The sequence below is a fragment of the Alloactinosynnema sp. L-07 genome (assembly GCF_900070365.1).
GTDB lineage: Bacteria > Actinomycetota > Actinomycetes > Mycobacteriales > Pseudonocardiaceae > Actinokineospora.
On the sequence record NZ_LN850107.1, the window covers coordinates 2,367,761 to 2,390,703 of the forward strand.

Consider the following 22,943-nt stretch of genomic DNA (forward strand, 5'->3'; position numbering starts at 1 on the left):
GATGCCGGACTCCTATCAGCGGGTGTTCCACGGGGACGGGTGGGTCGCCAAACCCGAGGCGACGGTGCCGGTGGCCAGCCTGGCCATGCGTTACGGCCTGTCGGTCTTCGAGGGAGTCCGGCTCTACCGGCAGGCGGGCCGAACCCAGGTCCAGCCGTTCCTCCTCGGCGCGCACGTCGACCGGCTGCGCGCGTCCCTGGCGATGATGCGCATCGAGGACCCCGGTGTCGACCGGCTCCCCGAGCTGGTCGACGAACTGGTGGCCCGCAACGGCATCGATGACGACGCCTATGTGCGTATCGCGGTGAGCGCGGGCAATCCGGGCACGATCGCCGAGCCGGTCCAGCCGCTGCTGACGGTCTCGGCGACGCCGATGGGCCGCAAGCGGTGGCTGCGCACCGACGAGGGCATGCGGTTGCGGATCAGCGACTGGCAGCGCGCCCCCGAGGCGTCGTTCCCGGCCGCGGCGAAGAACATCTCCAACTACGCCGGGCCGCGCCTGGCGGTGTTGGAGGCCAAGGACGCCGGGTTCGACGGCTGCGTGCTGACCAACCAGCACGGCAGGCTGTGCGAGGCGCCGACCGCGGCGCTGTTCCTGCTCACCGACGGCGTCCTGCGCACCCCCGCGCTCACCGAGGGCGTGCTGCCCGGCATCACCCGCCGGTGGGTGCTCGACACCGCCGCCGAGGTCGGCCTAGCGGTGGAGGAGACCACGCTGGAGCGCGTCGACGCCTACCGGGCCGACGAGGCGTTTCTGTGCGGGACCGGCATCGAGTTCGCGTTCGTGCGCGGCTTCGACGAGCACGCGTGCAAGGGATGGCCACGGGCGAGCGCGACCCGCGCGTTGGTGCAGCGGTACTTCTCCGACGCTCGCACCGCCGCCATGGTGGGTGCCGCATGATCGACTGGGCCGCGATGACGGGCGTGCTGGCCGACGTGCTCAGCCGCGAGGGCTTGTGGGACGTGGTGGACGAGCGGGTCCGCGGCGGCGAGGTGTTCCGCAACAAGGACTTCCCCCTCTCCCCCGTTCCCGTCCTGATCGACCACGGCGCGGCCACCGAGTACGCGGCGGCGGTGGAGAAGTACGTCCAGCTCCTCAACAAGATCATCCGACTGTACGTCGCCGAGGATTCGGTGCGCCGCTGGTACGGGCTCACCGCCGAGGAGGAGGCGCTGGTCCTGGCCGACCAGCGGCTCGGCGGCGAGGTCGCGGTGTGCAGGCTCGACGGCTACCTGGAGCAGGGCACCGAGCGGCCCGTGCTGCTGGAGAACAACGCCGACGCCCCCGCCGGGACCCTGTTCACCGCGCGCATCAACCACCTGGTGCGCGGCTTGCTCGCCGACCTGGGCGCCCGCGCCCACTGGTCGCCGCTCACCTACGCCGAGGACACCGCGCTGCTGAGCACCCTGCGGGCCTGCGCGCGCCGGGCCGGTGCGCCCGAGCCCGGGCACATCGCGATCCTGCAGCCGACCGGCGCGGCCAACCGGGAGAGCGTGGAGACCGTCGAAGTGCTGCGCCGCGCCGGGGTCGAGGCGTTCCTCGCCGACCCGCGCGACGCCCGGCTGGTCGGCAAGCGCGTCTTCTTCGGCGACAAGCCCGCCGACGCGTGCTGGAACAAGGTCAACACCGCCACCTGGCGCACGCTGCTCGCCGAGGACCCGGCCACGGTGCACCGCCTGCTCGACATCGTCACCGACGCCGAGTTCGTGCATGTCAACCCCTTCGGCGCGCGCTATGTCGCCGAGAGCAAGCTTTCGCTGGCCCTGCCGCGCGAACCAGAGTTCGCGCACCTGTTCACCGACGACGACCGCGCGCTGGTGGAGTCGCTGCTGCCCTGGGGCCGCAGGCTCACCCCGCGCGCCACGGCCGAGAACGGCGCCTCCCTCGCCGACGACCTGGTGGAGAACCAGGCCGCCTACGTTCTCAAGGAGGCCTACGACATCCGCGGCGACGGTGTCACCATCGGCCGCGCCGTGTCCCGCTCGTCGTGGCTGGCCGCGGTCGCGCGGGGCCTCGACGAAGGCCACCTGGTCCAGCGGCACGTCGCCCCGGCCGCCTACCCGACCGTGCGCCGCGACGGGCCGCGGGTGGTGGCCATGCCGATCAGTCTGGACACCTACCTGTTCAACGGCCGCGTCGCGGGGTTCGGCTCCAAGGCCAGCCTCAACGCGCGCGTCAACGTCTTCCAGGGCGGGCAGAAGCTGGCCGTCCACGTGGGGGCGGTCGCCGATGCGCGTTGACCAGGTGCGGATGCGGATGGTGCGCGCGCGGCTGACCCGGCCGTTCGAGAACCGCTGGCAGCGGTTCGAGACCTGGACGAAGTTGGTCGTTCAGGTCGACTCCGACGGGCTGTCCGGCCTGGGCGAGTGCACGGCGATGGAGACCCCGTTCTACAACTACGAGACCGTCGAGACCGCCTGGCACATCCTTGAGCGCTACCTGGCGCCGATCGTGCTGGCCGCCCCTGACACCGACCCGCTCACCGCGGCATCGGCGTGGCGGCACATCAACGGACACGAGGAGGCCAAGGCCGCCCTGGAGTGCGCGCTGTGGGACCTGCGGGCCCGCGCGGCCGGTCTGCCGCTGTGCCAGGAACTCGGTGGGCGCCGGGTCTCGGTGCCGGTGGCCGCGACCGTGGGCATCGAGCCGTCGATCGACGAGCTGCTGGCCGCGGTCGGCGCGGCCCGCGACGCCGGGTTCCGCCGGGTGCGGATCAAGATCCGGCCGGGCTGGGACGTCGTCCCGGTCCGGGAGGTGCGCGCCGCGTTCCCGGAGCTGCCGCTGATCGCCGACGCCAACGCCGCCTACGGGTCAGGCGACCTCGACCACGTGTCCACATTGGACAAGTTCGGGCCGCTGGCGATCGAGCAGCCGTTCGGGTCGACCGACCTGGAGACCACCGCGGACCTGCAGCGGCGCCTGGCCACCTCGGTGTGCCTGGACGAGTCGGTCAAGGGCCTGGCCGACGTCGAGCGGGCACACCGGATGCGCGCGTGCCGCGTCGTCAACATCAAGGTCGGTCGGGTCGGCGGGCTGGCCGAGGCGGTGCGGGTGCACGACTTCTGCCTGGACAACGGCATCGCCACCTTCGTCGGCGCCAAGTACGAGATCGGCGTCGGCAGACTCACCAACCTGGCGCTGGCCACGCTGCCGAACATGACGCTGCCCAGCGACGTCGGCCCGAGCTCGCGCTACTACGTCGACGACGGCGTCGACCACGGCGTCACCCTGGCCCGGCCGGGCTGGGTCGAGCCCAGCGCGGCCCCCGGCATCGGCGCCTGCCTGACCGACGGCGTCACCACCATCCGCGAAACCGTCCTGCGGGCGCGAACCGCCCCCTGTCGCTAGTGGAGCCCCCATGCGCACCGATCTTGACACCTTGGCGACCTTCCGCGCCCACGGCACCGGCCCGGTCAGCGACGCGCTGGACCTGGCGGGCATCAACGGCGGCCTGGTCGAGCTGGCCCGCGTCTCCGGCGCGGGAACCGTGGTCGGACCCGCGTTCACCGTGTCGTTCGAACCGGTCGAACCTGGCACCAACGCCCCCGCCGCGGACTTCATCGACGACGTCCCGGAGGGCGCGGTCGTGGTGATCGCCAACGGCGGCCGGGTGGACTGCACGGTGTGGGGCGACATCCTCGCCGGGGTCGCGGTCAGCCGGGGCGTGGCGGGCACGGTCATCGACGGCGCCTGCCGCGACGTCGACGACATCCGCGCGCTGGGCTACTCGCTGTGGAGCCGCGGCTGCTTCATGAAGTCGGGCAAGAACCGCGCCCGGTTCGTCGCCGCCCAGGTGCCTATCAACGTTTCCGGCGCGCTGGTGCACCCAGGCGACCTGGTGTGCGCCGATGGCGCGGGCGCCTTGGTGGTGCCGGTGGCCACGGCCGAGCGGGCCGCCGAGGACGTGCTGCGCATCGCCGAGATGGAGGCCGCGGTCCGCGCCGACCTCGACCAGTGCGTGCCGCTGCGCACCGCCCGCGCCCGCCGCGGCTACAACCTGGCGGGGCTGCGGCGATGAGAGCGGTGGTCGGCGGCATCGTGCACGAGTCGAGCACGTACGCCGCCGGGGTCGACGGGTTCGCCGTGCACGTCGGCGCCGACCTGGTCGCCGAGTTCGCGGGCACGGAGACGGTGGTCGGCGGGTATCTCGCCGCCTGCGTCGGCGTGGAGGTGGTCGGCGCCCTGCACGCGCGCGCCGAGCCCGCCGGGGTGGTGCCCGCCGCGGTGTACGCCGACCTGGAGGCCCGGCTGGTCGCCCGGCTGCCCGACTCGTGCGACGTGGTCCTGCTGGACCTGCACGGCGCCGGGGTGGTCGAGCCCGACGAGTCGCTGGACGTGCGGGTGCTGCGCGCGGTCCGGGCGGCGCTGCCGGACGCGGTGATCGCGGTGACGATGGACCTGCACGGCAACCTCACCCAGGACGTGGTGGACTTGGCCGATGTGGTGGTCGGGTGCAAGCTCTACCCGCACACCGACCTGGCCGACCAGGCGAAGGTCGCCGCCCGCATCGCGTTCGGCGCCGCGGCGAGCGGCATCAGGCCCGACGTGCGGCTGGTGCGGCTGCCCATGGTCCTGCCACCGTCCACAACGGACTCCGGGCCCGCCGCCGAACTGGCCGAACTGACCCGCGCCGCCGAAACCGAACCGGGGGTGCTGGCCTGCACGGTGTTCCACGGCTTCCCCTACGCCGACACCCCGCAGGCGGGCGCCTCGCTGGTGACGGTGTGCGAACCCGGCACGCCGGTGTCCGAGCGGGTCCCCGAGTGGCTGTGGGACAACAGGTCCCGCTTCCGCCAGAACCCGACGACCGCCGAGGAGGCGGTCATGCTCGCCTTGGCCGGGCCGGCGCCCGCCGTCATCGGCGACGCCGCCGACAACCCCGGCGGCGGCGCGACCGGCACCGAGACCGGCCTGCTGCGCGCCATCCTCGCCGCCGGGGTCGACGCCTGTTTCGCCACGATCCACGACCCGGCGACCGTCGCCCAGGCCATCGCGGCCGGGGTCGGCGCCACCATTGACGCTTGTCTGGCCGACCTGCCCGTGACGGCCACCGTCCGCGCGGTCACCGACGGCCGCGTGGTCGGCCAGAGCATGCGCCGCGGCAAGGCCGTCGACTTCGGGCCCAGCGTCCGGCTCACCGTCGGCCGGGTCGAGGTGATCGTCGCGACACACCGCCTGCAGGTGTTCGACCCCGAGATCCTGCTGCTGCACGGCGTCATGCCCGACCGCTACGCCGTGGTCGGCGTCAAGTCCGCCCACCACTTCCGATCCGGCTTCGCCGCTGTGGCCGGTCAGCTGCTCACCGCCGACGCGGGCGGGCTGACCACCGGCCGGATCGAGTCCCTGCCCCGCCCAGGACCGTCGCGGCACCTGTGGCCGATGAACTCAGAACGGAAGGTGATCTCGTGGACCCGGTAGCGACGATCGTCAGCAGGCGCAGCGTGTCCGCGCTGACCGCGCCCGCCCCCACCGACGAGGAACTGCTCGTGCTCGTCGAGCAGGCCATGACCGCGCCCGACCACGGCTTGCTGCGCCCGTGGCGGCTGCTGGTCATCCGCGACGAGGCCCGCCACGTCCTGGCCGCCTCGATCGCGCGGTCGCTGCCGGACCCGGATGAGGGCGCGCGGGCCGGGGCCAAGGCGCTGCGGTCCCCGCTGCTCGTGGGCATCGTCTACACGCCGGACCCGGCCGCGCGCGTGCCCGAGTGGGAGCAGCTGGCGGCGACCTCGGCGATGGTGCACAACCTGGGCCTGATCCTGCACGCGCGCGGCTGGGCGTCGGTGTGGAAGACCGGCCGCCTGGTCGAGGCCGACCCGGTGCGCGCGGCGATGGGCGCCGGGCCGGGCGAGCGGGTGCTGGGCTGGGTGCACGTCGGCACCGCCGACCCGGCCAAGCGACCGGCCCCGCGCAAGCCCGCCGACGCGCGCGCCCACGTGGCCCGCCTGCACGAGGACGGCAGCATCGCCCCGCTGCGCGAGTTGGAAGGGGCGCTGCGGTGAGCGCCGAGGCCCGGATCAAGGAACTCGGCATCGACCTGCCCGAACTCCAGGTGCCCGCCGGGATCTACCTGCCGGTGCGCCGGTCGGGCCCCACCGTCTACGTCTCGGGCAACGTCCCGTCGGGGGCCGACCCGTCGGTGCCGGTCATCGGCCACGTCGGCGGGGAGTTGACCGTCGAGCAGGGCAAGCACGCCGCCCGGCTCACCGCGCTGAACCTGCTCGCCGCCCTGCGGTGGGACCTGGGCTCGCTGGACCGGATCACCGGCATCCTCAAGGTGTTCGGCATGGTCAAGTGCGCCCCCGGCTTCAACCGGACCCCCGAGGTGATCAACGGGTGTTCGGAGCTGCTCGTGGAGATCTTCGGCGACTCCGGGCGCCATGCCCGCTCCGCCATCGGCGTGGCCGAGCTGCCCTTCGGCATGGCCGTCGAGATCGAGATGGTCGCCGAGTTCGCGTAACCGACAAATCTGGAGGACCACCGTGTCATCGTTTCCGATCGAGGCCGCCGCCGACCTGGCCGCCACCGCCGCGCTGCTGGAGATGGGCGAGAAGCTGGGCGTGTCGCACCTGTTCGACGCCGACATCCTGACCGCCGAGGACATCGCCGCCACCGCGGACCTGCCCACCGACGCCGCCCAGTCCTTTGTGGACGCACTGCTGGCGGCGGCGCTGATCGTCCCCGCCGGGCACGGCTACACCGTCGCCGCGGACTTCCCCGACCGCCGCCACGCGGCCGGTTACATCTCCTGGGCGATCAACGCCAACCGCCCCTACATCGACCACATCGATGACTACCTTCGGCACCCGGTGCTGGCGCGGGAGAAGTTCCTGCGCAACGGCCGGGAGGTCGCGGTCAGCTCCAAGTGGATCGGCGAGCAGGCGTTCTACCCGCTGATCATGTCCACGATCCTGGGCAAGGCGCCCGCCAAGATGGTCGACCTCGGCTCGGGCGCGGCCGGGTTGCTCATCAAAGTTCTCACCGCGCTGCCCGCCACCAACGGCGTCGCCGTCGACATCAGCTCTGGGGCCTGCGCCGAGGCCCGCGCCGCCGCGGGCCGCGCGGGGGTCGCCGACCGCCTGACCGTGGTGCAGAGCCCGATCCAGGCGCTGGTCGAGGATCCCGCCGCGCTGCAGGGCGCCGACCTGATCCACGCGGGTTTCGTCTTCCACGACCTGCTCCCCGAGGAGGAGGCCACCTTCGACGCCCTGCTCGCCGCCTGCCGCGACGCGCTGGCACCCGGCGGCGTGGTGGCGATCACCGATTCGGTGCCCTACGCCGACAGCGAGCGGGAGCGGCGGTTCAGCTCGGTGTTCACCTACACCCACATCCTGATGGGCAGGCAGCTGCTCACCGAGGAGCACTGGCTGGCCAAGTTCGCCGCCGCGGGCTTCTCCGACGCCACATGCGACGCCCACCGCTTCCCCGGCGGCAGGCTGTTCGTCGCCACGAAGTAGCCGGGTGGGCTCGCTCGTGTCGACGGGCGAGCCCACCCGATCACGCGTCCGCCTCGCGGAGGTCGTCGGCGGGGGTGGGCAGTGGGAACAGGGTGACGAACCGGGCGGCGAGGTCGAGGTCGCCGCCGATCTTCAGGGTGCCGTCGTCGATGGCGCCGTCGCCCCACATCACCGCGGCCAGCGCGTTGGAGTCCGCCGTCAGGGCGAGGTCCGGTCGCACCGCTTCACCCCTGGTGACGTCGATTCGTCCGGCTTCGATCCGGACGGTCAGCCGGTCCTCGTCGATGCTGAGGGAGATCGTCGCGTCGAGCGTGTCGGCGCGCGCCGGGTCGAACAGGGCTTTGAGTGACAGGGCCAGCGAGTCCGCCCCGATCGGGGCGTCGCTGTCGAAGGACGGGGATTTGCTGCTCCAGCGGCCCAGGCCGATGACGATCGGTTCGAGTTCGGCACCCCATGGGGTCAGCTCGTAGACCTGCACCCCGGCGGGGAGCAGCCGCCTGCGTCGGACGATGCCGTGTTCGGTGAGCTCGCGCAGGCGCAGGGCGAGCATGTCCGGGCCCGCCGTGGGCATCCCGGCGCGCAGGTCGGTGAAACCGTTTCGGGCCCAGCAGCAGCTCGCGCACCACCAGCAGCGCCCACCGCTCGCCGATGAGTTCTTCATCGAGGCGCCCGCGGGACTGGACCGCGTGGCGAAGCAGCGCATGATGCGCGAGGTCACGGCCGCGATCGACGAGGCGTTTCGCATGCCGGATGTCCGTGTCTGGCTGCGTGATTACGACGCCGACAACGTCGCCCAGGATGGCGACATCGGCGGTGTCCCGGTGCGCCCGGTGTGCTTCCTCGAAGCACCCGAACTCGCCGACCTCGACGCGAAGCGGACGATGGCGGGCAAGCTCCACGCCGCCATCCACGCCGCGTACGGGGAGATCGCCGACACCGACGAGACGCTGGTGCTGATGAACCACTATCCACTGGAGAACGCGGGCTGGGCGGGCCGCTTGCAGTCCGACAACGCCGAGGCCGTCGCCCACATCGACCAGCTCAACGCCCGCTAGCGGCGCGGCGGGCCGAGCCCGCTCGGCCCGCTCGGCCCGCCGGTCACGCCACCGCGAAACCCGCGTCCTCTGTCGCGTCGACCCGGTATTCCCGACACAGCGCGCGAACGGTCTGCTCGTAGCGGTCCGAGCCACAGACCACGGTCATGCGGCCGTTCTCCATCGACACCAGCTCGATCTTGGTCCCGGCTCGCGCGAGCACCGCGCAGAATCCGGCCGCGACGGCCGGGACGGACCGCAGGCCCGCGCCGACCACGGTGATCTCGCTGACCCGGTCGTCGAGAGACACCGTGTAGCCCGCACGCTTCAGCGCGGCGGCCACCAAGGGCCCGTCCAGGCGGCGGACCGTGCAGTCGAAGGCGCGGTCGAGCACGACGGTGCCGACGGCCACGTCGAGGTCGGCGATCGTGCGCAGCACCCTGGCCGCGCTGCCCGGGCGGTCGGGCAGCCCCGTGACGGTGATCCTCGCCATCGCGTGTGAGGTCAGGACGCCGTGCACCATCGCCTCTTCCACCGGCTCACCCCTCGTGGACGGCGACGAAGCGCAGTTCGGCGCAGTAGGTTCGGTCCTCGTGGTCGGTCAGCCACGCTTGGTCGGGGGTGGGCAGCATCTCGGTGACGGTGAGCGTGCCGATCGGGTCGGTGCGCACGAGCCTGCGGGCGGCCTTGGCCAGCAGGTTCACATACAGCGGGCTGTCGAAGTCGACGAAGAACGGCCGCGGCTCACTCGGCGAGGACACGAACACGAACCTCGGCAGGGCCTTCTCGGTCCGCCAGTGCCGCGCCCGCACGTAGCGCAGGGCCTCGGTCTTCTCGGCGGAGAAGGCCAGGTCGTCGGCGCCGAAGCGCCAGGTCTCGCGGGCGATGACGACCTGGTCGATCGCCACCCGCGGGGTGTGGGGCGCCTCGGGCAGCACGACGCACAGGTCCATCGCCAGCGTCGTGAGCACGTGGGCGAACACATCCACGGCGTCGAACACCGCGCCGTCGGGCAGGACCACCACGAGCCGGTCGCCGCGGGTCTCGACGAGCACGTCGGCGCTGAGCACGGTGCGGGGCCGGGTCGGGTCGGCGGTCATCTCGGCGAGCGCGACGTAGTAGTCCCGCGGGCGCACCAGGGCGTGCCGGACCCGGATCGACAGGCGCGACTTGTTCTCCTTGGGCAGCAGCGGCATCAGCCGGGGCTCGGGGAAGTCGACGGTCGTGGCGTCGAACAGTTCGGCGGCGGCGGGGTGCTGGTTGACGAACAGCGAGTTGCCCAGGGTGTTCGACGCGATGTGCAGCTCACCGAGGACCAGCTCGAACTCCCCGCGCGCCAGCTCGTCGGGGGTGGCGGCGATCATCATGTCGGGGCTGAGGTAGCGGGCCAGGTTCCATCCCGTGCCCTGCTCGGGGAACGCCGCCCGCACCGCGGCCTCGATGTCTGAAGTGGACACTCGGGCACGGTTGGCGTCGGCGGGCACACGCAGGATCTCGGCCCACTTGGCCTGGAACTCGCGCTGGATCCGCTCGGCGGCGGCGGGGGCGTCGACGTGCAGGACCGGCATGCAGGCGAACCAGAAGGTGGCCAGGTCGACCGGGCCGGTGAGGCCGTCGAACACCTCGCGGGCGCGGCGCATCACGGCGTCGGCCAGTTCCGCGGTCATCCAGCGGGCACCGGCGAACAGCATTTCCAGGGGGGCCAGTGCGGCGTGCACGTCGCGGCCGAGGCGGGCGGTGGCGGCGCGGCGGGTGTCGGAGTAGACGAGGGTGCGACACGGCGCGGTGGTGGCGCCTTTCTCCCGGACCGCGGCGGCGGCGGTGCGGGCGACGAACCTGGCTTCCAGCTCGGCGAGGGCGGCGAGCAGGCGGGCCGGGTCGTCGCCCGCGGCGCGAACCTTGGCGCGACCGGCGTCGAGTTCGTCGAGCGCGGTCAGGCCGTCGGCGCTCAGGTCTGGGTCGCCGACCTGGTCGAGCCAGGCGCGCAGGTGTCGTTCGGGGTGGGCGTCGGCGGGGATGTCGAGCCGCCACCCGATCCACCGCTTGCCCAGCGCCTCGCCGAGCAAGGCGGGCACGTCGGGGCCGAGTTCGGCGGCGATGGCGTGGGCGGTGCGGGTGCCGTCGCAGCGGTCGAGCACGGCAAGCAGTTCCGGTGAAGCCTGCTGAGCGGGTCGACCGGGCAGGGAGACCAGGCCGTCGGCGACGCGGACGAACGGGACCCGCCGGGGCGCGATCCAGTCGCGCGCGGCGGGGTCGGCGTCGAGGAGTTTGGCCAGCGAGTCGATCGCCCAGCTGGAATAGAAGACCTCGGCGGACTCGATCAGCTCGGCGCCGGGGTCGATCTCGACGCCGTCGACGGACAGGTCCCAGCGGCCCCAGCCGACGGGTCCGAAGAAGCCGATGGTGTCGTTCTTGACGCAGAACCGCTGCCAGTAGTGGGCGACGAGTTCCTCGCGCTGGCGCCGGGAACTGGTGCGCGCGGAGGTGGGGTCCCAGCCGACGAACGGGTCGACCGCGCGGCCCAGCAGCGGCCGGTTCTGCCAGCCGACGGCGGCCCGGAACGCGTCGGTCGCGGCGACCCGCTGCAGCTCCTGGGCCGCGCGCACGGCGGCGGCCTCGAACTCTTCCTCGAAGGCTTTCCAGTGGGGGCCGGACAGCTTGTCGCCCGGCCCGAACTTGTCGGCGGCCTCCGTCAGGCCCTCGGGCACGACCCGCAGCACACCGGCGGCCGGGAATCCCGGACCGCGCAGCCCGAACTGGTCCCACACGCGCCAGGCACCCAGGCGCACCGGTGTGTCGGTCATGCCCGTCAGCTCCCGTGGGTGTCGAGGTCGACCACGCAGGCGAGGTCCTCGGGCGAGGGGTAGGCGAACACCAGCGCCACCGGGATCTCCACGCCGAGCGCGTCCTGCAGGCGGGCGGTGATCTGGAACGCGGCCAGTGAGTCGCCGCCCGCCTCGAAGAAGTCGCTGGCGGTGTCGAGGCTGTCGTCGCTGAGGGTCTCGCGGTAGATGGCCGCGATCAGCTCCGGCACGTCGACGGTGTTGGTCATGGTCATGGCAGGTCCCCTTCGGTGGTTGACAGTGATCGCGGCGTGTTCCCGCCGGACACGATGGCCACGGCGGTGCCGCGGAACCCGGCGCGCAGCGCGCCCGCGAGGGCCACCGCCCCGCTGGGTTCGGCCTCGATCCCGCCGCGCCGCAGCAGCCGCGCGGCGTGGGTGATCTCGTCGTCGCCGACCCCGATCAGGTCGTCGACGCGGCGCTGGATGATGGGGAACGGGATCTCCCCCGGCCGCTGCCCGCGCAGCCCGTCGGCGACGGTGGCGGGCGGCGGCACCTCGATGAGCCGGTCGGCGGCCACGGACAGCGCGTAGCGGCGGGCATCGGCGGGTTCGACGCCGACGACGCGCACGGGCCGGTCGGCGGCAAGGCAGATCCCGGCGAGCAGCCCACCCCCGCCGGTCGGCACGAAGATCGTGTCGACGCCGGGCGCGTCGTCGAGGATCTCGCGCCCGACGGTGCCCTGACCGGCGACGATGAGTTCGTGGTCGGAGGAGGGCACGAACATCGCCCCGGTGCGCGCGGCGTGCTCACGGGCCCGCTGTTCGCGCTCGACCACGCCACCCGCGACGGTGATCACCTCGGCGCCCATGGCGCGCACGGCGGCGGCTTTGCCAGGGTCGGCGCCCGCGGCCATCACCACGGTCACACCGACGCCGAGCGCGGCGCCGAGGGTGGCCACGGCGATGCCGTGGTTGCCCGACGACCCGGTGACCACGTCGCGGCCCCGGTGCCCGAGCAGCGCGTTGGCCGCGCCGCGGGTCTTGAACGAACGCCCGGTCTGCAGGTGCTCGGCTTTGAACAGCAGCCCGCGCAGCCCGTCGACGGTCAGCAGCGGGGTGCGCCGGACGTGGCGGCGGATGCGGTCGGCGGCCACGGCGATGTCGGCCGGGCCGAGTCGGGTGTCGGCGGCGGTCATCGGCTCGCCCCCAACGCGGTCCGGTCCGCCTTCCCGGTCCGGGTCGTGGGCACTCGCTCCAGGTGCACGAACCTCCGTGGCATCAGGTACGGCGGCAGGGTCGACGCCAGGTGCGCGCGCAGCGCCGCCGCGGGGGTCGGCTCGCCGGTGACATGGGCGGTGAGGAACATCCGGCCCCGGTCGTCGGCGTCGGCGGTGACCACCGCGCCGGTCACGGCCGGGTGGGTCAGCAGCGCGCCCTCGACCTCGGCGGGGTCGACGCGGTAGCCGCGGATCTTGATCTGTCGGTCGGCGCGGCCGAGGAACTCCAGCGTCCCGTCCGGCCGCCGCCGGGCGAGGTCGCCCGTCCGGTACACGCGTTCACCGGACGGCACCGGGACGAACCGTTCGGCCGTCAGGCCCGGCTTGCCGCGATACCCGCGCGCCACCCCAACACCGCCGAGGTAGACCTCGCCGGTCTCACCCGGGGGAACCGGGTCCAGGTCCGGGTCGAGCAGCCAGACCGTCATCCCGTCGATCGGGGTGCCGATCAGGTCGACCTCGGTCTCCGGGTCGGCGGGGACGAGGAAGCGGGTGGCGGTCATGGTGCACTCGGTCGGCCCATACTGGTTGACGAGCGTTCGAACCACACCCCGGTCCCCTGCGGCGAGGAACGGTCGCAGCGACTCGCCGCTGGTCACCACCAGCTCGACCCCGCGCAGCGCGGCGCGGTCCTGCTGGGCCAGGAAGGTCAGGAACGACGGCGTGGTGCTCAGGATCGTGTTGATCCCGTTGTCGGCGATCAGCGCGGCGAACTCGGCGGGCCGCAGCAGCGCCGACCGCGGCGCGAGCACGAGCTGCCCACCCGCTAGCAGCGGCGCGAACGTGTCGCGGATCGACGCGTCATACCCCAGCGGCGCCAGCTGCACCGCCACGGTCGAGGCGCCGAGCCGGTAGTCGCGCACGATGACGTCCACATAGGACTCCATGGCCCGTCGGGAGATCATGACCGCGTTCGGCTCGCCGGTCGACCCGGAGGTGTGGCTGATGTAGGCCAGCGACTCCGGGTCCGCCTCGGGGAACTCGACCGGCCCGCCGACCGCGTCAGCAGGCACGACCGTGCCGTCGAAGTCGAGCGATCCGATCAGGTACCGCGCTCCCCCGGTCCGCAGCATCGCCTCGACCCGCGCTTGCGGCAGGGTCACGTCCAAGGTGAGGAACGCCGCGCCCGCCCGCAGCACCGCCGCCATCGCCACGACCGCGGCCACACCCGGCTCGACGGCGACCGCGCACACGTCCTCCGGCCCGACCCCGCGCTCGACCAGGGCGGCGGCGAGGCCGTCGATCCGGTCGGCGAGGTCGGCGTAGGTGAGGGTGCCCTCGGCGGCGCGCACAGCGGGGGCGGCGCCGTGGGACCGCAGGGTCGCCACGATCATCGCTGCTCCGTGGTCTGGTCGACCGCGACGAAGCGCAGCTCGGCGGTGTAGCGGGAGCCTTCGTCGTCGGTCAGCCACGCGTGTTCGGGGCTGGGCAGCATCTCGGTGATGGTGAGCCGCCCGTCGGGGTCGGCGCGGGCGAGGCGGCGCGCGGCCTTGGCGAAGATGTTGACGTAGACGGGGCTGTCGAAGTCGACGAAGAACGGCCGCGGCTCGGTCGGCGAGACCACGAACACGAACCGGGGCAGTTCCAGCGAGTCCCGCCAGTGGCGGGCCCGGACGAACCGGCGGGCCTCGCTCTTGTCGGCGGTGAAGTCCAGCGAGTCGGCCCGCAGCCGCCAGGTCTCGCGGCAGACGATCATCTTGTCGATGGTCACCCGCGGCGAATGATCAGCGGTGGGGCGCAGCGTGAACCGGTCCATCACCCGGTTGGTCATGGCGTTGCCGAACACGTCGAGCAGGTCGAACACGGCCCCGTCTGGCAACACGAGCACCATGGCGCCGTCGCGGTCCTCCACGGTGACGTCCGCGCTCATGACGGTGCGGGGCCGGTGCGGGTCGGCGGTGTAGTCGACCAGGGCGACGAAGTAGTCCGAGGCGCGGATCAGCGACGGCCTGCTGCGGGTGGACCAGCGCGGCGGCTGCTCCTTGGGCAGCATCGGCATGACCCGGCCTGCGGGGAAGTCGCGGTCGGTCTCGGCGATCAGGCTGTCGAAGTCGGGATGCTGCATGACGAACAACGACGCGCCGATGGTGTTCATCGCCACGTGCAGCTCACCCAGGACCAGCTCGAACTCGCCGCGCTCGACCGCGTCGGCGTCCGGGGCGACGATCAGCACGTCGGGGCTGACGTAGCGGGCGATGTTCCAGCCGCGGCCGGGTTCCTCGAAGGTCTCGCGGACCTGCTCGGCGATGTCGGCGGAGTTCAGCCGCACGCGGCGGGCGCCCTCGGGAGCGGCGATGATCCGCTCCCAGTGGTTACGCAGCTCGGCCTGGACGCGGTCGCTGTCGGCGATGGACTCCGGGTGCGGGACCGGGAGGCATTCCATCCACAACGACCCGAGGTCGACGCGGCCGTCGCGGTCGCGCACCCGTTCGTAGGCTTCGCGGATGCGCCCGCCGACGGTCTCGGCGAACCGGTTGGTCATCCACCGCGCGGCGGTCAGGCACAGCGCCAGCGGGGTCAGCTCGTCGAGGATGGCGGTGCCGATGGTGGCGGTGGCCGAGCGGCGGCAGTCGGAGTAGACCAGCGACCGGCACGGCGCGGTGCGCGCGTTCTTGGCCCTGGTCGCCGAGGTCGAGGTGAGTTCGGCGAAGTCGTGTTCGAGCGCGGCCATGGCCTCGACGAGTGCGTCGGCGTCGCCGTAGGCGGCCCGGACCCGGTCCCGGCTGGCGCACAGCGCGTCCAGTGTGGACAGTGCGCGGCCGCGCACGTCGGCGTCGCCGACGCGGTGCAGGGCCGCCCGCAGGAACTCGTCGGGGTGCGCGCTGGTCGGCACCTCCAGGCGCCACACGATCCACCGGCTGCGCACGAGCTGTTCCAGGGTGGCGACCAGGTTGTCCTCGGTGTCGCCGAGTTCGGCGAGCAGGTCGGGCACGGCGCGCGTGCCGTCGCACAGCACCAGGGCGGCGCGCTGCTCGGCGGTGATCGGCTGGGCGGGTCTGCCGGGGACGCGGACGGTGTCGGTGTCGATCCGGGCGAACGGCACGCGGCGGGGCGCGATCCAGCGCCGCAGGCCGGGGTCGGCGCTGATGGTCTTGGCCAGGGTGTCGATGGCCCAGCTGGAGAAGTACACCTCCGAGGTCGCGATCAGGCCCTCGCCGGGCTGGACCGCCACGCCCGCGGTGTCGAGGTCCCAGGTGCCCCAGCCGACGGGTCCGAAGAAGCCGATGGTGTCGTTCTTGACGCAGAACCGCTGCCAGTAGTGGGCGACGAGTTCCTCGCGCTGGCGGGGCATGCTGGTGCGGCCCGCCGCGGTGGGGGTCCAGTTCAGGAACGGGGCGATGCCCGAGCTCAGGACGGTGCGGTTCTGCCAGGCCACCGCGGCGCGGAAGGCGGGCAGCCGGGCGATGTCCTGCAGGTGTTCGGCGGTGGCCACCGCGGCGACGCCGAAGTCCTCCTCGAACGCGGTCCAGTCCGGGCCGGTGAGCGCGTCGCCGGGGCCGAACTTGTCGGCGGCGACGGCCAGGCCGTCGGGGGCCAGGCGCAGCACGCCGGTGGCCGGGAAACCGGGTCCGCGCAGGGCGAACTGGTTCCAGAGGCGCCAGTGGCCCGCGGGCAGCACAACGGTGTTGTCGGGCATCGCGCCCTACCTCCCCTTCGACGTGATCGGGATCTTCATGTCCTGTGTGGACGCGGGCTCAAGGCGGGTGAGCGCGTGCAGGATGTTGGCGGCGGCCAGGGTGGCCAGCGCGGCGACGGCGAGCAGGGTGGCCCGAACGCCGAGCCCGTCGGTGAGCAGTCCGGCGCTGAGGAATCCCAATGGTCCGGCGACACTGCTCAGGGTGATCACGCTCTGCAGCACCTTGGGCCGGTGGTCGTCGGGCACGCGGGCGGTGAGGATGCCGAAGTAGGGCGCGTTGGACAGCGGCACCGCCGCCGCCGAGAGCGCCACCCCGGCCATGAGCACCGGCACGGGCGCGGGCAGCACCAGCAGCCACAGCGGCGCCGCGAGCAGCACCGCCGACCAGGTCAGCAGCCGCCGCGGTTCGACCCGGCTCGACAGCGCGTAGGTCAGCACGGATCCGGCGAGCGCGCCCGCCCCGGAACTGGCCACCAGCAGCCCGCCGAGGGCGGCGTCGCCGTCGAAGCGGGCGAAGGCCAGCAGCGGCAGCGCGATGGCCAGCACCCGCAGCAGGAAGCCGAAGGTGATGGTGGAGACCATGGTCTGCCCGAGGAACGCGTCGGCGCGCAGGTGCCGCAGCCCGGCCAGGACACCGGGGGGTCCACCCGCTTTGCCGCGCGCGACCCGGTTCGCCTTGGGGACCACTTGCAGTAGCAGCGCGGAGACCGCGTAGCTGGCCGCGTCGATCCACAGGACCTGCTCGGCGCCCACGGCCGCGATCAGCGCGCCCGCGGCGGCGGGCCCGGCGAACGCCGAGACGTTGGCGGTGCCCTCCATGATCCCGTTGGCCCTGGTCAGCGCTTTCGGGTCGGCGCCGATCAGGTCGACGGCCAGCACGCGCTGCGCGGCGTAGTAGGGCACGCCGAACACCCCGAGCAGGGCGACGATCACCAGCAGGACCGGCAGGGTCAGCAGGTCCAGCCCGTGCAGGATCGGCACGAGCGCGACCAGCGGCCCACGCGCGGCGTCACCGACGACCATGGTGCGGTGCGCGCCGTGGCGCTGCATGACCTCACCGCCGAGGAACCCCAGCAGCGCGATCGGCAGCACCTGCACGGCGAAGACCAGCCCGGCGCGGGTGGCCGACCCGGAGGTCTCCAGCACCAGCCACGGCAGCGCCAGCATGGTCATCTGGGTGCCGAACGCCGACACCCCGCCCGCGGCGAACACCGCGGTCAGCCCGCGGGTCATGATCGCCCCGCGCACCACTGCAGTACGGCCCGCGCGCTGTGGTACTTGTGCTCGGCTTGCTCGAAGGCGATGCTCGACGGCCCGTCGAGGACCTCGGCGGTGACCTCCTCGCCGCGGTGGGCGGGCAGGTCGTGCATGAAGACCGCCCCCGGGCAGGCCGCCATCATCGCGGTGTCCACTTGGAACGGCGCGAAACTCGTCCGCCAGTCCGGGGTGGGCTTGACGGTGCCGGTGGTCTGCCAGCGGGTCGTGTAGACGACGTCGACCTCGGGCAGGTCATCGGCGTCGTGGCGCTGCTCGACGACCGCGCCCGTGCGCTTGGCGTTGATCGCCGCCCGGTCCAGGTAGCGCTGGGCCACGCCGTAGCCGGGCGGGGTCCGCAGGTGCAGCTGGGTGTCGTGGTAGCGCGACAGGGCCAGGGTCAGCGCGGAGGCGGTGTTGTTGCCCTCCCCCACATACAGCACGCGCAGCCCGTCGAGCCTGCCGAACCGGGTGGTCAGGGTGCTCAGGTCGGCCAGGGCCTGGGTGGGGTGTTCCTCGGCGCTCATCGCGTTGATCACCGCCATGCGGTGCTGCGCGGCGTAGGCGCGCAACTCGGCCTCGGGTCCCGCGGTGCGGGCCACGAGCACGTCGAGCATGCCGGAGAGCACCGCGGCGGTGTCCTCGACGGTCTCGCCGGTGTTCTCCTGCAGGTCGTCGGGCCCGTAGGTGACGATCCGCGCGCCCAGCCGCAGCGCGCCCGCGGCGAACGCGGTGCGGGTGCGGGTGGAGGTCTTGCGGAACAGGATGCCCACGACGTCATCGCGCAGGGGTTCCTCGCCCGTGTGGCGGCCCGCGGCGAACTCGGCGCCGCGGCGCACGATCCAGTGCAGGTCGTCGTCGCCGAGGTCGTCGACGGAGATCAGGTGGCGCCGGGTCATCGCTGCTCCTTGGGTCAGGCGCGCAACGCGGCGCGCAGCACGTCGAGTCCGCTGTCGAGGCGGGGGATGTCGATGGTCAGCGGCGGCAGGATCTTCACGACCTCGTCGTGGCGGCCGCACAGTTCCACGATCACGCCGTGGTCGAAGGCGTGGCGCTGGATCCGGTCGGCGCGCTCAGGTCCGCCCGCTCGGGCAAGGTCGATCCCGATGGCCATGCCGCGGCCGCGGGTGTCGACGTCCGGGTGGGCGGCGCTGACCTCGGCGCGGAACCGGTCGAGCCTGCGCGCGCCCACGGCCAGGTCGGTGCGGAACTTCGTCTGCCCCCACAGGTCGCACGCCGCGGCGGCGGCGACGAAGGCGAGTTGGTTGCCGCGGAAGGTGCCGGTGTGCTCGCCTGGCTCCCACACGTCGAGCTCACGGCGGAACAGCGCCAGCGACAGCGGCAGCCCGTAGCCGCCGATGGACTTGGACACGGTGACGATGTCGGGCACGATCCCGGCCTGCTCGAAGCAGAAGAACGTGCCGGTGCGCCCACAGCCTGCCTGGATCTCGTCGACGATCAGCAGCACCCCGTACTTGTCGGTGACCGCGCGCAGCGACCGCAGCCAGTCCCCCGACGCCGGGTAGACCCCGCCTTCCATCTGCATGGGTTCGACGATCACCGCGGCGGGCAGCTCGACCCCCGACGACGGGTCGGCCAGCAGCCGGTCGATCAGGCCAACGGAGTCGAACCCGCCGAGCGGGCCGTCCTCGTAGGGCACGAACGTCACCTCGCCGCCGCTGACCCCGCCCGCGCGGCGCGCGCGCCTGCTGCCGGTGACACCCAGCGACCCGCGCGACATCCCGTGGTAGGCGCCGGTGAACGCGATGACCCCGCGCCTGCCCGTGGCTTTGCGGGCGAGTTTGAGCGCGGCCTCCACGGCGTCGGTGCCGGTGGGCCCGCAGAACTGGACCTTGTAGTCGAGTTCGCGGGGCCGCAGCACGGTCTCGGCGAAACGGCCGAGGAACTCGCGTTTGGCCACGGTGTACATGTCCAGGCCGTGGACGATGCCGTCGGCGGCGAGGTAGTCGGTGAGCCGGGCTTTGATGAACTCGTTGTTGTGGCCGTAGTTCAGCGATCCGGCGCCGCAGAAGAAGTCGATGAACCGGCGGCCGTCCTCGGCGAACAGCTCGGCGCCTTTGGCCCGGTTGAACACGACGGGGAATTTGCGGCAGTAGCTGCGGACCTCGGACTCGTAGTCCTCGAACACGCCGAACTCGGTCGTGCGCGGGGTGTCGATCCGGTGGGGGGCGATGGTCATCGGGCGTCCTCTCGGCGGTGGCCGCGGCGCCTGCCGGTGAGCGCGGGTATCGCGCTCCGCTCGGTCACCCGCGGGTAGTCGGGCAGTGCGGCGGCGAGCGCGGCGACGGTGCTGTGGTCGAACAGCGCGCGCACCGGCACGTCGATCCCGAACGCCGCGCGCAGCCGCACGGCGACCCGGGTGGCGAGCAGCGAGTGCCCGCCGATGTCGAAGAAGTTCTCGTGGGCGCCGACCTCGGGCCCGCCCAGGACCTCCTGCCACACCCCGGCGACGACGCGTTCGTCGGTGGAGCGGGGTTCGACGAACGCAGCGGCGGCGGGGCGGGCCTCGGGGATCGGCAGGGCTTTGCGGTCGACCTTGCCTGAGGAGGTCAACGGGTAGGCGTCGAGGACGACGTAGCCCTCGGGGGCCATGTAGTCGGGCAGGGTGGCCAGCAGGAACTCGCGCAGCTCCTCGGGGCTGGGCGCCTGGGTGTGCGCGATGAGGTAGCCGGTCAGGCGCAGGTCACCGGTGTCGGCGGGGGCGGGGTGCACGACGGCGGCGCGGATGGCGGGGTGGCCCAGCAGCGCGTTCTCGATCTCGCCGAGCTCGATGCGATGGCCGCGGATCTTCACCTGGTGATCGCCCCGGCCCAGGATCTCCACGGTGCCGTCGGGGTGGCGGCGCGCGAGGTCCCCGGTGCGGTATCGGCGCGACCCCGGCGGCCCGTACGGGTCGGGCACGAACGCCGCCGCGGTGAGCCCGGGCTTGCCCAGGTAGCCGAAGGCGACGCCCACGCCGCCGACGTGGATCTCGCCGACGGCCAGGTCGGGCACGGGGTCGAGGTGAGGGTCCAGGATGTGGACGGTGTAGTTGGTCGCCGCGGCCCAGTCGCCGCCGACGCGGGCGGTGGTGGCCCACACGGTGGTCTCGGTGGGCCCGTAGAGGTCCCAGACGGGGGCGCCGTCGGCGGTGAGTCTGCCGATGAGCTCGGCGGTCATCTTCTCCCCGCCGCACAGCACGGTCAGCCGCGCCGGCGGGGTCCAGCCGACGTCGAGCAGCATCCGCAGGGTGGTCGGGGTGGCCTGCACGATGACCGGGTCGGTGCGTTCGATCAGGGCGGCCATGCGCTGCGGGTCGCGCGCTTCCTCGGTGTCGGCCAGCACGACGTGCGCGCCGACGAGCAGCGGAACATACAGCTCCAGCACCGACGGGTCGAACGACATCGTGGTCAGCCCGATCACGGCCTGGCCCGCGCGCAGACCGGGCCGGTCGAGCATGGCGAGCACGAAGTTGACCAGGCCGCGGTGGTGGATCATCACGCCCTTGGGGGCGCCGGTGGAGCCGGAGGTGTAGATGACGTAGGCCAGGTCGTCGGGACCGGCGACCTGGTCGAGGCTCCCGGTGTCGGCGTCGATCTGGTCGCGGTCGACCAGGATGGACGTGTCGGTGATCTTCGCGTCCAGCGCGGTCTCGGTGACGACCACGCGCACGCCCGCGTCGGCGGCCATGGCGGCCAGGCGGCCCACGGGCTGCACGGGATCCAGCGGCAGATACGCGGCACCGGACTTGAGCACGGCCAGGAAGGTGACGAGCAGCTCGACGCCGCGGTCGAGGTGCACGCCGACCACCGACCCGAGACCGACCCCGTGGGCGCGCAGGTGCCGAGCGAGCCGGTCGGCCTTGGCGACGAGTTCGGCGTAGGTGAGCTTGTCCTGTCCACACGCGACCGCCAACGCGTCCGGTGTGGACAGTGCCTGCCGGTCGATCAGCTCGGTCACGGTCTCGTCGCCCACCTCATCGACCGGGCCGGTCCCGTAGGCGAGAAGGCGGACTTTTTCCTTGGCGGGCAACAGTTTTGCCCGCGCGCCCAGGTCCGCGACGGTGGCGTCGGGGTCGTACAGGGCGGCGCGCAGGACGTCGAGGTAGGCGTGGCCGATCTGGTCGATGGTGGCCCGGTCGAACAGCGCGGTCGCGTACTGCAGGCGCGCGCCGACCCGGCCGCCGGGGAACGTCTTGAGGTCCAGGGTCAGGTCGAACGGTGACCCGGTCAACGGGGTCTCGATCAGCTCGACGTCCAGGCCGGGCAGGGTGATCTGCGCGCCGACGGCGTTGAGCAGCGAGAACGACACCTGGAACAGCGGGTTGCGCGACAGGTCCCGTTCTGGGGTGAGTTCGGTGACGATCCGCTCGAACGGCGCGTCGGCGCCGCTGAACGCCGACAGCGTGGTGTCGCGCACCCGGTGGATCAGCGACCGGAACGTCGACGTGCCGGACAGGTCGGTGCGCAGCACGAGGGTGTTGACGAACAGCCCGATCATGCCTTCGAGGTCGGTGCGCCCACGCCCGGCGACCGGCGTGCCCACGGCGAGGTCGGTCTGCCCGGTGTAGCGGGCCAGCAGCGTCTTGAACGCGGCGAGCAACACCATGTAGCGGGTGGAGCCCGCGCCCCTGGCGAGAGCGTCGGCGGCGGCGACGAGGTCGGCGGGCAGGTCGAACCGCACGACGTCGCCCGCGCCGTCCCACTGCGGCGGCCGAGGCAGGTCGGTGGGCAGCCGCAGCGGCTCGATCCCGGTGAGCCGGTCGCGCCAGTAGTCCAGCTGCCGGGTCAGGCGGGGGCCGCTGAGCAGGTCGCGCTGCCAGTCGGCGAAGTCGCCGTACTGCTTGGGCAGTGCGGGAAGGTCGGCGGGCGCGCCGCCGGTGTGTTCGCGGTACCCGGCGGCCAACTCCCGGCCGAGCACACCCCAGGACCAGCCGTCGAAGGCGATGTGGTGCACGGTGACCAGCAGCAGGTGGTCGTCGTCGGCGAAGCGGGCCAGCGCCAGCCGCAGCGGCGCCTCCCCGGCCAGGTCGAACGGGGTCGCCAACTCATCCTTGATCAGCGCGGGCACCCGCTGGTCACGTTCGGCGGCGGCGAGCCCGGTGACGTCGATCATCCGAAGTTCGGTGTCGACCCGCGCGTCGATGTGCTGAATCGGGTCGCCGTCGGCGGCGACATAGCGGGTGCGCAGGATCTCGTGGCGATCCACGACCGCGGCGAACGCCTTCGTCAGCGCGCCCACGTCGAGCCCGCCGAGCACCCGCAGCGCCATCGGCAGCAGGTAGTCCGACGAACCGGGCCGCAGCTGGTCGAGGAACCACAGCCGCTGCTGGGAGAACGACGCCGCGCGCACCGTGCTCACCGTCGCGTTCTGGCTGTCACCACCGGGCACCGCGCACCTCCACGCCATCGGCGACCACGGCGGCGGCCGCGGGTCGTAGTCGAACAGTGCTGCGCGAACCCGGTGTGCCACCAGAGAAGGAGCGGCAGCCGTCGAGCGCG

Annotated in this window: 20 protein-coding genes; 9 read left to right on the forward strand and 11 right to left on the reverse strand. The window is 72.8% G+C overall.

Translation table 11 applies throughout. From position 1 onward, the window contains the following. The first annotated feature begins 1 nt into the window (after position 1). From BN1701_RS10595 to BN1701_RS10630, 8 genes are read left to right on the forward strand one after another with little or no spacing between them, the layout of a single operon-like run. Positions 2 to 901, forward strand: a complete 900-nt coding sequence (locus BN1701_RS10595) for an aminotransferase class IV (protein ID WP_231949835.1) — start codon at positions 2 to 4, stop codon at positions 899 to 901. Further along, positions 898 to 2,241, forward strand: a complete 1,344-nt coding sequence (locus BN1701_RS36420) for a hypothetical protein (RefSeq protein ID WP_054047870.1) — start codon at positions 898 to 900, stop codon at positions 2,239 to 2,241. The genes BN1701_RS10595 and BN1701_RS36420 overlap by 4 nt, the downstream gene beginning before the upstream one ends. After that, positions 2,231 to 3,349, forward strand: coding sequence for an o-succinylbenzoate synthase (menC, locus tag BN1701_RS10605; RefSeq protein ID WP_054047872.1), 1,119 nt, complete (start codon positions 2,231 to 2,233; stop codon positions 3,347 to 3,349). The genes BN1701_RS36420 and menC overlap by 11 nt, the downstream gene beginning before the upstream one ends. Positions 3,350 to 3,359: 10 nt before the next feature. Continuing rightward, complete coding sequence (locus BN1701_RS10610; RefSeq protein ID WP_054047874.1) at positions 3,360 to 4,019, forward strand: RraA family protein; 660 nt, start codon at positions 3,360 to 3,362, stop codon at positions 4,017 to 4,019. Further along, the gene (locus BN1701_RS10615; RefSeq protein WP_082859774.1) at positions 4,016 to 5,419 is read left to right on the forward strand and encodes a M81 family metallopeptidase; all 1,404 of its coding nucleotides are present in this window, start codon (positions 4,016 to 4,018) and stop codon (positions 5,417 to 5,419) included. Before BN1701_RS10610 ends, BN1701_RS10615 begins: the two co-directional genes overlap by 4 nt. Next, positions 5,407 to 6,000 carry a nitroreductase gene (locus BN1701_RS36425; RefSeq protein ID WP_054047878.1) on the forward strand — a complete coding sequence of 198 codons (594 nt, stop codon included), beginning with the start codon at positions 5,407 to 5,409 and terminating at the stop codon, positions 5,998 to 6,000. The genes BN1701_RS10615 and BN1701_RS36425 overlap by 13 nt, the downstream gene beginning before the upstream one ends. Then, positions 5,997 to 6,458 carry a RidA family protein gene (locus BN1701_RS10625; protein WP_054047880.1) on the forward strand — a complete coding sequence of 154 codons (462 nt, stop codon included), beginning with the start codon at positions 5,997 to 5,999 and terminating at the stop codon, positions 6,456 to 6,458. Before BN1701_RS36425 ends, BN1701_RS10625 begins: the two co-directional genes overlap by 4 nt. A 22-nt stretch (positions 6,459 to 6,480) precedes the next feature. Next, the gene (locus BN1701_RS10630; protein WP_054047882.1) at positions 6,481 to 7,455 is read left to right on the forward strand and encodes a class I SAM-dependent methyltransferase; all 975 of its coding nucleotides are present in this window, start codon (positions 6,481 to 6,483) and stop codon (positions 7,453 to 7,455) included. A 40-nt stretch (positions 7,456 to 7,495) separates the two neighbouring features. On the opposite strand, the gene BN1701_RS10635 is transcribed toward BN1701_RS10630, so the two are convergent. Further along, positions 7,496 to 8,005, reverse strand: a complete 510-nt coding sequence (locus BN1701_RS10635; RefSeq protein ID WP_231949558.1) for an SCP2 sterol-binding domain-containing protein — start codon at positions 8,003 to 8,005, stop codon at positions 7,496 to 7,498. On the opposite strand from BN1701_RS10635, the gene BN1701_RS10640 reads away from it, so the two are divergent. Next, complete coding sequence (locus BN1701_RS10640) at positions 8,004 to 8,510, forward strand: hypothetical protein (protein ID WP_197672273.1); 507 nt, start codon at positions 8,004 to 8,006, stop codon at positions 8,508 to 8,510. The genes BN1701_RS10635 and BN1701_RS10640 overlap by 2 nt on opposite strands. A gap of 43 nt (positions 8,511 to 8,553) precedes the next feature. Here BN1701_RS10640 and BN1701_RS10645 read toward each other — a convergent pair whose 3' ends face one another. From BN1701_RS10645 to BN1701_RS10690, 10 genes are read right to left on the reverse strand one after another with little or no spacing between them, the layout of a single operon-like run. Next, positions 8,554 to 9,024, reverse strand: coding sequence for an ACT domain-containing protein (locus tag BN1701_RS10645; protein WP_157367912.1), 471 nt, complete (start codon positions 9,022 to 9,024; stop codon positions 8,554 to 8,556). Between the two features lie 4 nt (positions 9,025 to 9,028). After that, on the reverse strand, positions 9,029 to 11,293 hold the full coding sequence (locus BN1701_RS10650) for a lantibiotic dehydratase (RefSeq protein ID WP_054047886.1): 2,265 nt from the start codon (positions 11,291 to 11,293) through the stop codon (positions 9,029 to 9,031). A 5-nt stretch (positions 11,294 to 11,298) separates the two neighbouring features. Further along, on the reverse strand, positions 11,299 to 11,547 hold the full coding sequence (locus BN1701_RS10655) for an acyl carrier protein (protein WP_231949559.1): 249 nt from the start codon (positions 11,545 to 11,547) through the stop codon (positions 11,299 to 11,301). Continuing rightward, complete coding sequence (locus tag BN1701_RS10660) at positions 11,544 to 12,470, reverse strand: threonine/serine dehydratase (protein ID WP_054047890.1); 927 nt, start codon at positions 12,468 to 12,470, stop codon at positions 11,544 to 11,546. The genes BN1701_RS10655 and BN1701_RS10660 overlap by 4 nt, the downstream gene beginning before the upstream one ends. Beyond that, positions 12,467 to 13,885 (reverse strand): amino acid adenylation domain-containing protein, encoded by a 1,419-nt coding sequence (locus BN1701_RS10665; protein WP_054047892.1) that lies wholly within the window; start codon positions 13,883 to 13,885, stop codon positions 12,467 to 12,469. Before BN1701_RS10665 ends, BN1701_RS10660 begins: the two co-directional genes overlap by 4 nt. Next, positions 13,882 to 16,188 (reverse strand): lantibiotic dehydratase, encoded by a 2,307-nt coding sequence (locus BN1701_RS10670; RefSeq protein ID WP_054047894.1) that lies wholly within the window; start codon positions 16,186 to 16,188, stop codon positions 13,882 to 13,884. The genes BN1701_RS10665 and BN1701_RS10670 overlap by 4 nt, the downstream gene beginning before the upstream one ends. Positions 16,189 to 16,194: 6 nt before the next feature. Continuing rightward, positions 16,195 to 17,421, reverse strand: coding sequence for an MFS transporter (locus BN1701_RS10675; RefSeq protein WP_054055764.1), 1,227 nt, complete (start codon positions 17,419 to 17,421; stop codon positions 16,195 to 16,197). Further along, complete coding sequence (locus BN1701_RS10680) at positions 17,418 to 18,341, reverse strand: ornithine carbamoyltransferase (RefSeq protein WP_054047896.1); 924 nt, start codon at positions 18,339 to 18,341, stop codon at positions 17,418 to 17,420. Before BN1701_RS10680 ends, BN1701_RS10675 begins: the two co-directional genes overlap by 4 nt. 14 nt (positions 18,342 to 18,355) lie before the next feature. Next, a complete protein-coding gene (ectB, locus tag BN1701_RS10685; RefSeq protein ID WP_054047898.1) occupies positions 18,356 to 19,642 on the reverse strand; it encodes a diaminobutyrate--2-oxoglutarate transaminase in 1,287 nt (428 codons plus the stop codon). Next, the gene (locus BN1701_RS10690; protein ID WP_197672081.1) at positions 19,639 to 22,914 is read right to left on the reverse strand and encodes a non-ribosomal peptide synthetase; all 3,276 of its coding nucleotides are present in this window, start codon (positions 22,912 to 22,914) and stop codon (positions 19,639 to 19,641) included. Before BN1701_RS10690 ends, ectB begins: the two co-directional genes overlap by 4 nt. Positions 22,915 to 22,943: the final 29 nt, after the last annotated feature.

What these genes read in the sequence shown, in the direction of transcription:
- BN1701_RS10665 (WP_054047892.1), bottom strand. Translation starts at nt 13,885, where the DNA reads ATGATCGTGGCGACCCTGCGGTCCCACGGCGCCGCCCCCGCTGTGCGC.
- BN1701_RS36420 (WP_054047870.1), top strand. Translation starts at nt 898, where the DNA reads ATGATCGACTGGGCCGCGATGACGGGCGTGCTGGCCGACGTGCTCAGC.
- BN1701_RS10615 (WP_082859774.1), top strand. Translation starts at nt 4,016, where the DNA reads ATGAGAGCGGTGGTCGGCGGCATCGTGCACGAGTCGAGCACGTACGCC.
- BN1701_RS10660 (WP_054047890.1), bottom strand. Translation starts at nt 12,470, where the DNA reads ATGACCGCCGCCGACACCCGACTCGGCCCGGCCGACATCGCCGTGGCC.
- BN1701_RS10680 (WP_054047896.1), bottom strand. Translation starts at nt 18,341, where the DNA reads ATGACCCGGCGCCACCTGATCTCCGTCGACGACCTCGGCGACGACGAC.
- BN1701_RS10670 (WP_054047894.1), bottom strand. Translation starts at nt 16,188, where the DNA reads ATGCCCGACAACACCGTTGTGCTGCCCGCGGGCCACTGGCGCCTCTGG.
- BN1701_RS10595 (WP_231949835.1), top strand. Translation starts at nt 2, where the DNA reads ATGCCGGACTCCTATCAGCGGGTGTTCCACGGGGACGGGTGGGTCGCC.
- BN1701_RS10650 (WP_054047886.1), bottom strand. Translation starts at nt 11,293, where the DNA reads ATGACCGACACACCGGTGCGCCTGGGTGCCTGGCGCGTGTGGGACCAG.
- ectB (WP_054047898.1), bottom strand. Translation starts at nt 19,642, where the DNA reads ATGACCATCGCCCCCCACCGGATCGACACCCCGCGCACGACCGAGTTC.
- BN1701_RS10610 (WP_054047874.1), top strand. Translation starts at nt 3,360, where the DNA reads ATGCGCACCGATCTTGACACCTTGGCGACCTTCCGCGCCCACGGCACC.
- menC (WP_054047872.1), top strand. Translation starts at nt 2,231, where the DNA reads ATGCGCGTTGACCAGGTGCGGATGCGGATGGTGCGCGCGCGGCTGACC.
- BN1701_RS10675 (WP_054055764.1), bottom strand. Translation starts at nt 17,421, where the DNA reads ATGACCCGCGGGCTGACCGCGGTGTTCGCCGCGGGCGGGGTGTCGGCG.
- BN1701_RS10635 (WP_231949558.1), bottom strand. Translation starts at nt 8,005, where the DNA reads ATGCTCGCCCTGCGCCTGCGCGAGCTCACCGAACACGGCATCGTCCGA.
- BN1701_RS10640 (WP_197672273.1), top strand. Translation starts at nt 8,004, where the DNA reads ATGTCCGGGCCCGCCGTGGGCATCCCGGCGCGCAGGTCGGTGAAACCG.
- BN1701_RS10655 (WP_231949559.1), bottom strand. Translation starts at nt 11,547, where the DNA reads ATGACCATGACCAACACCGTCGACGTGCCGGAGCTGATCGCGGCCATC.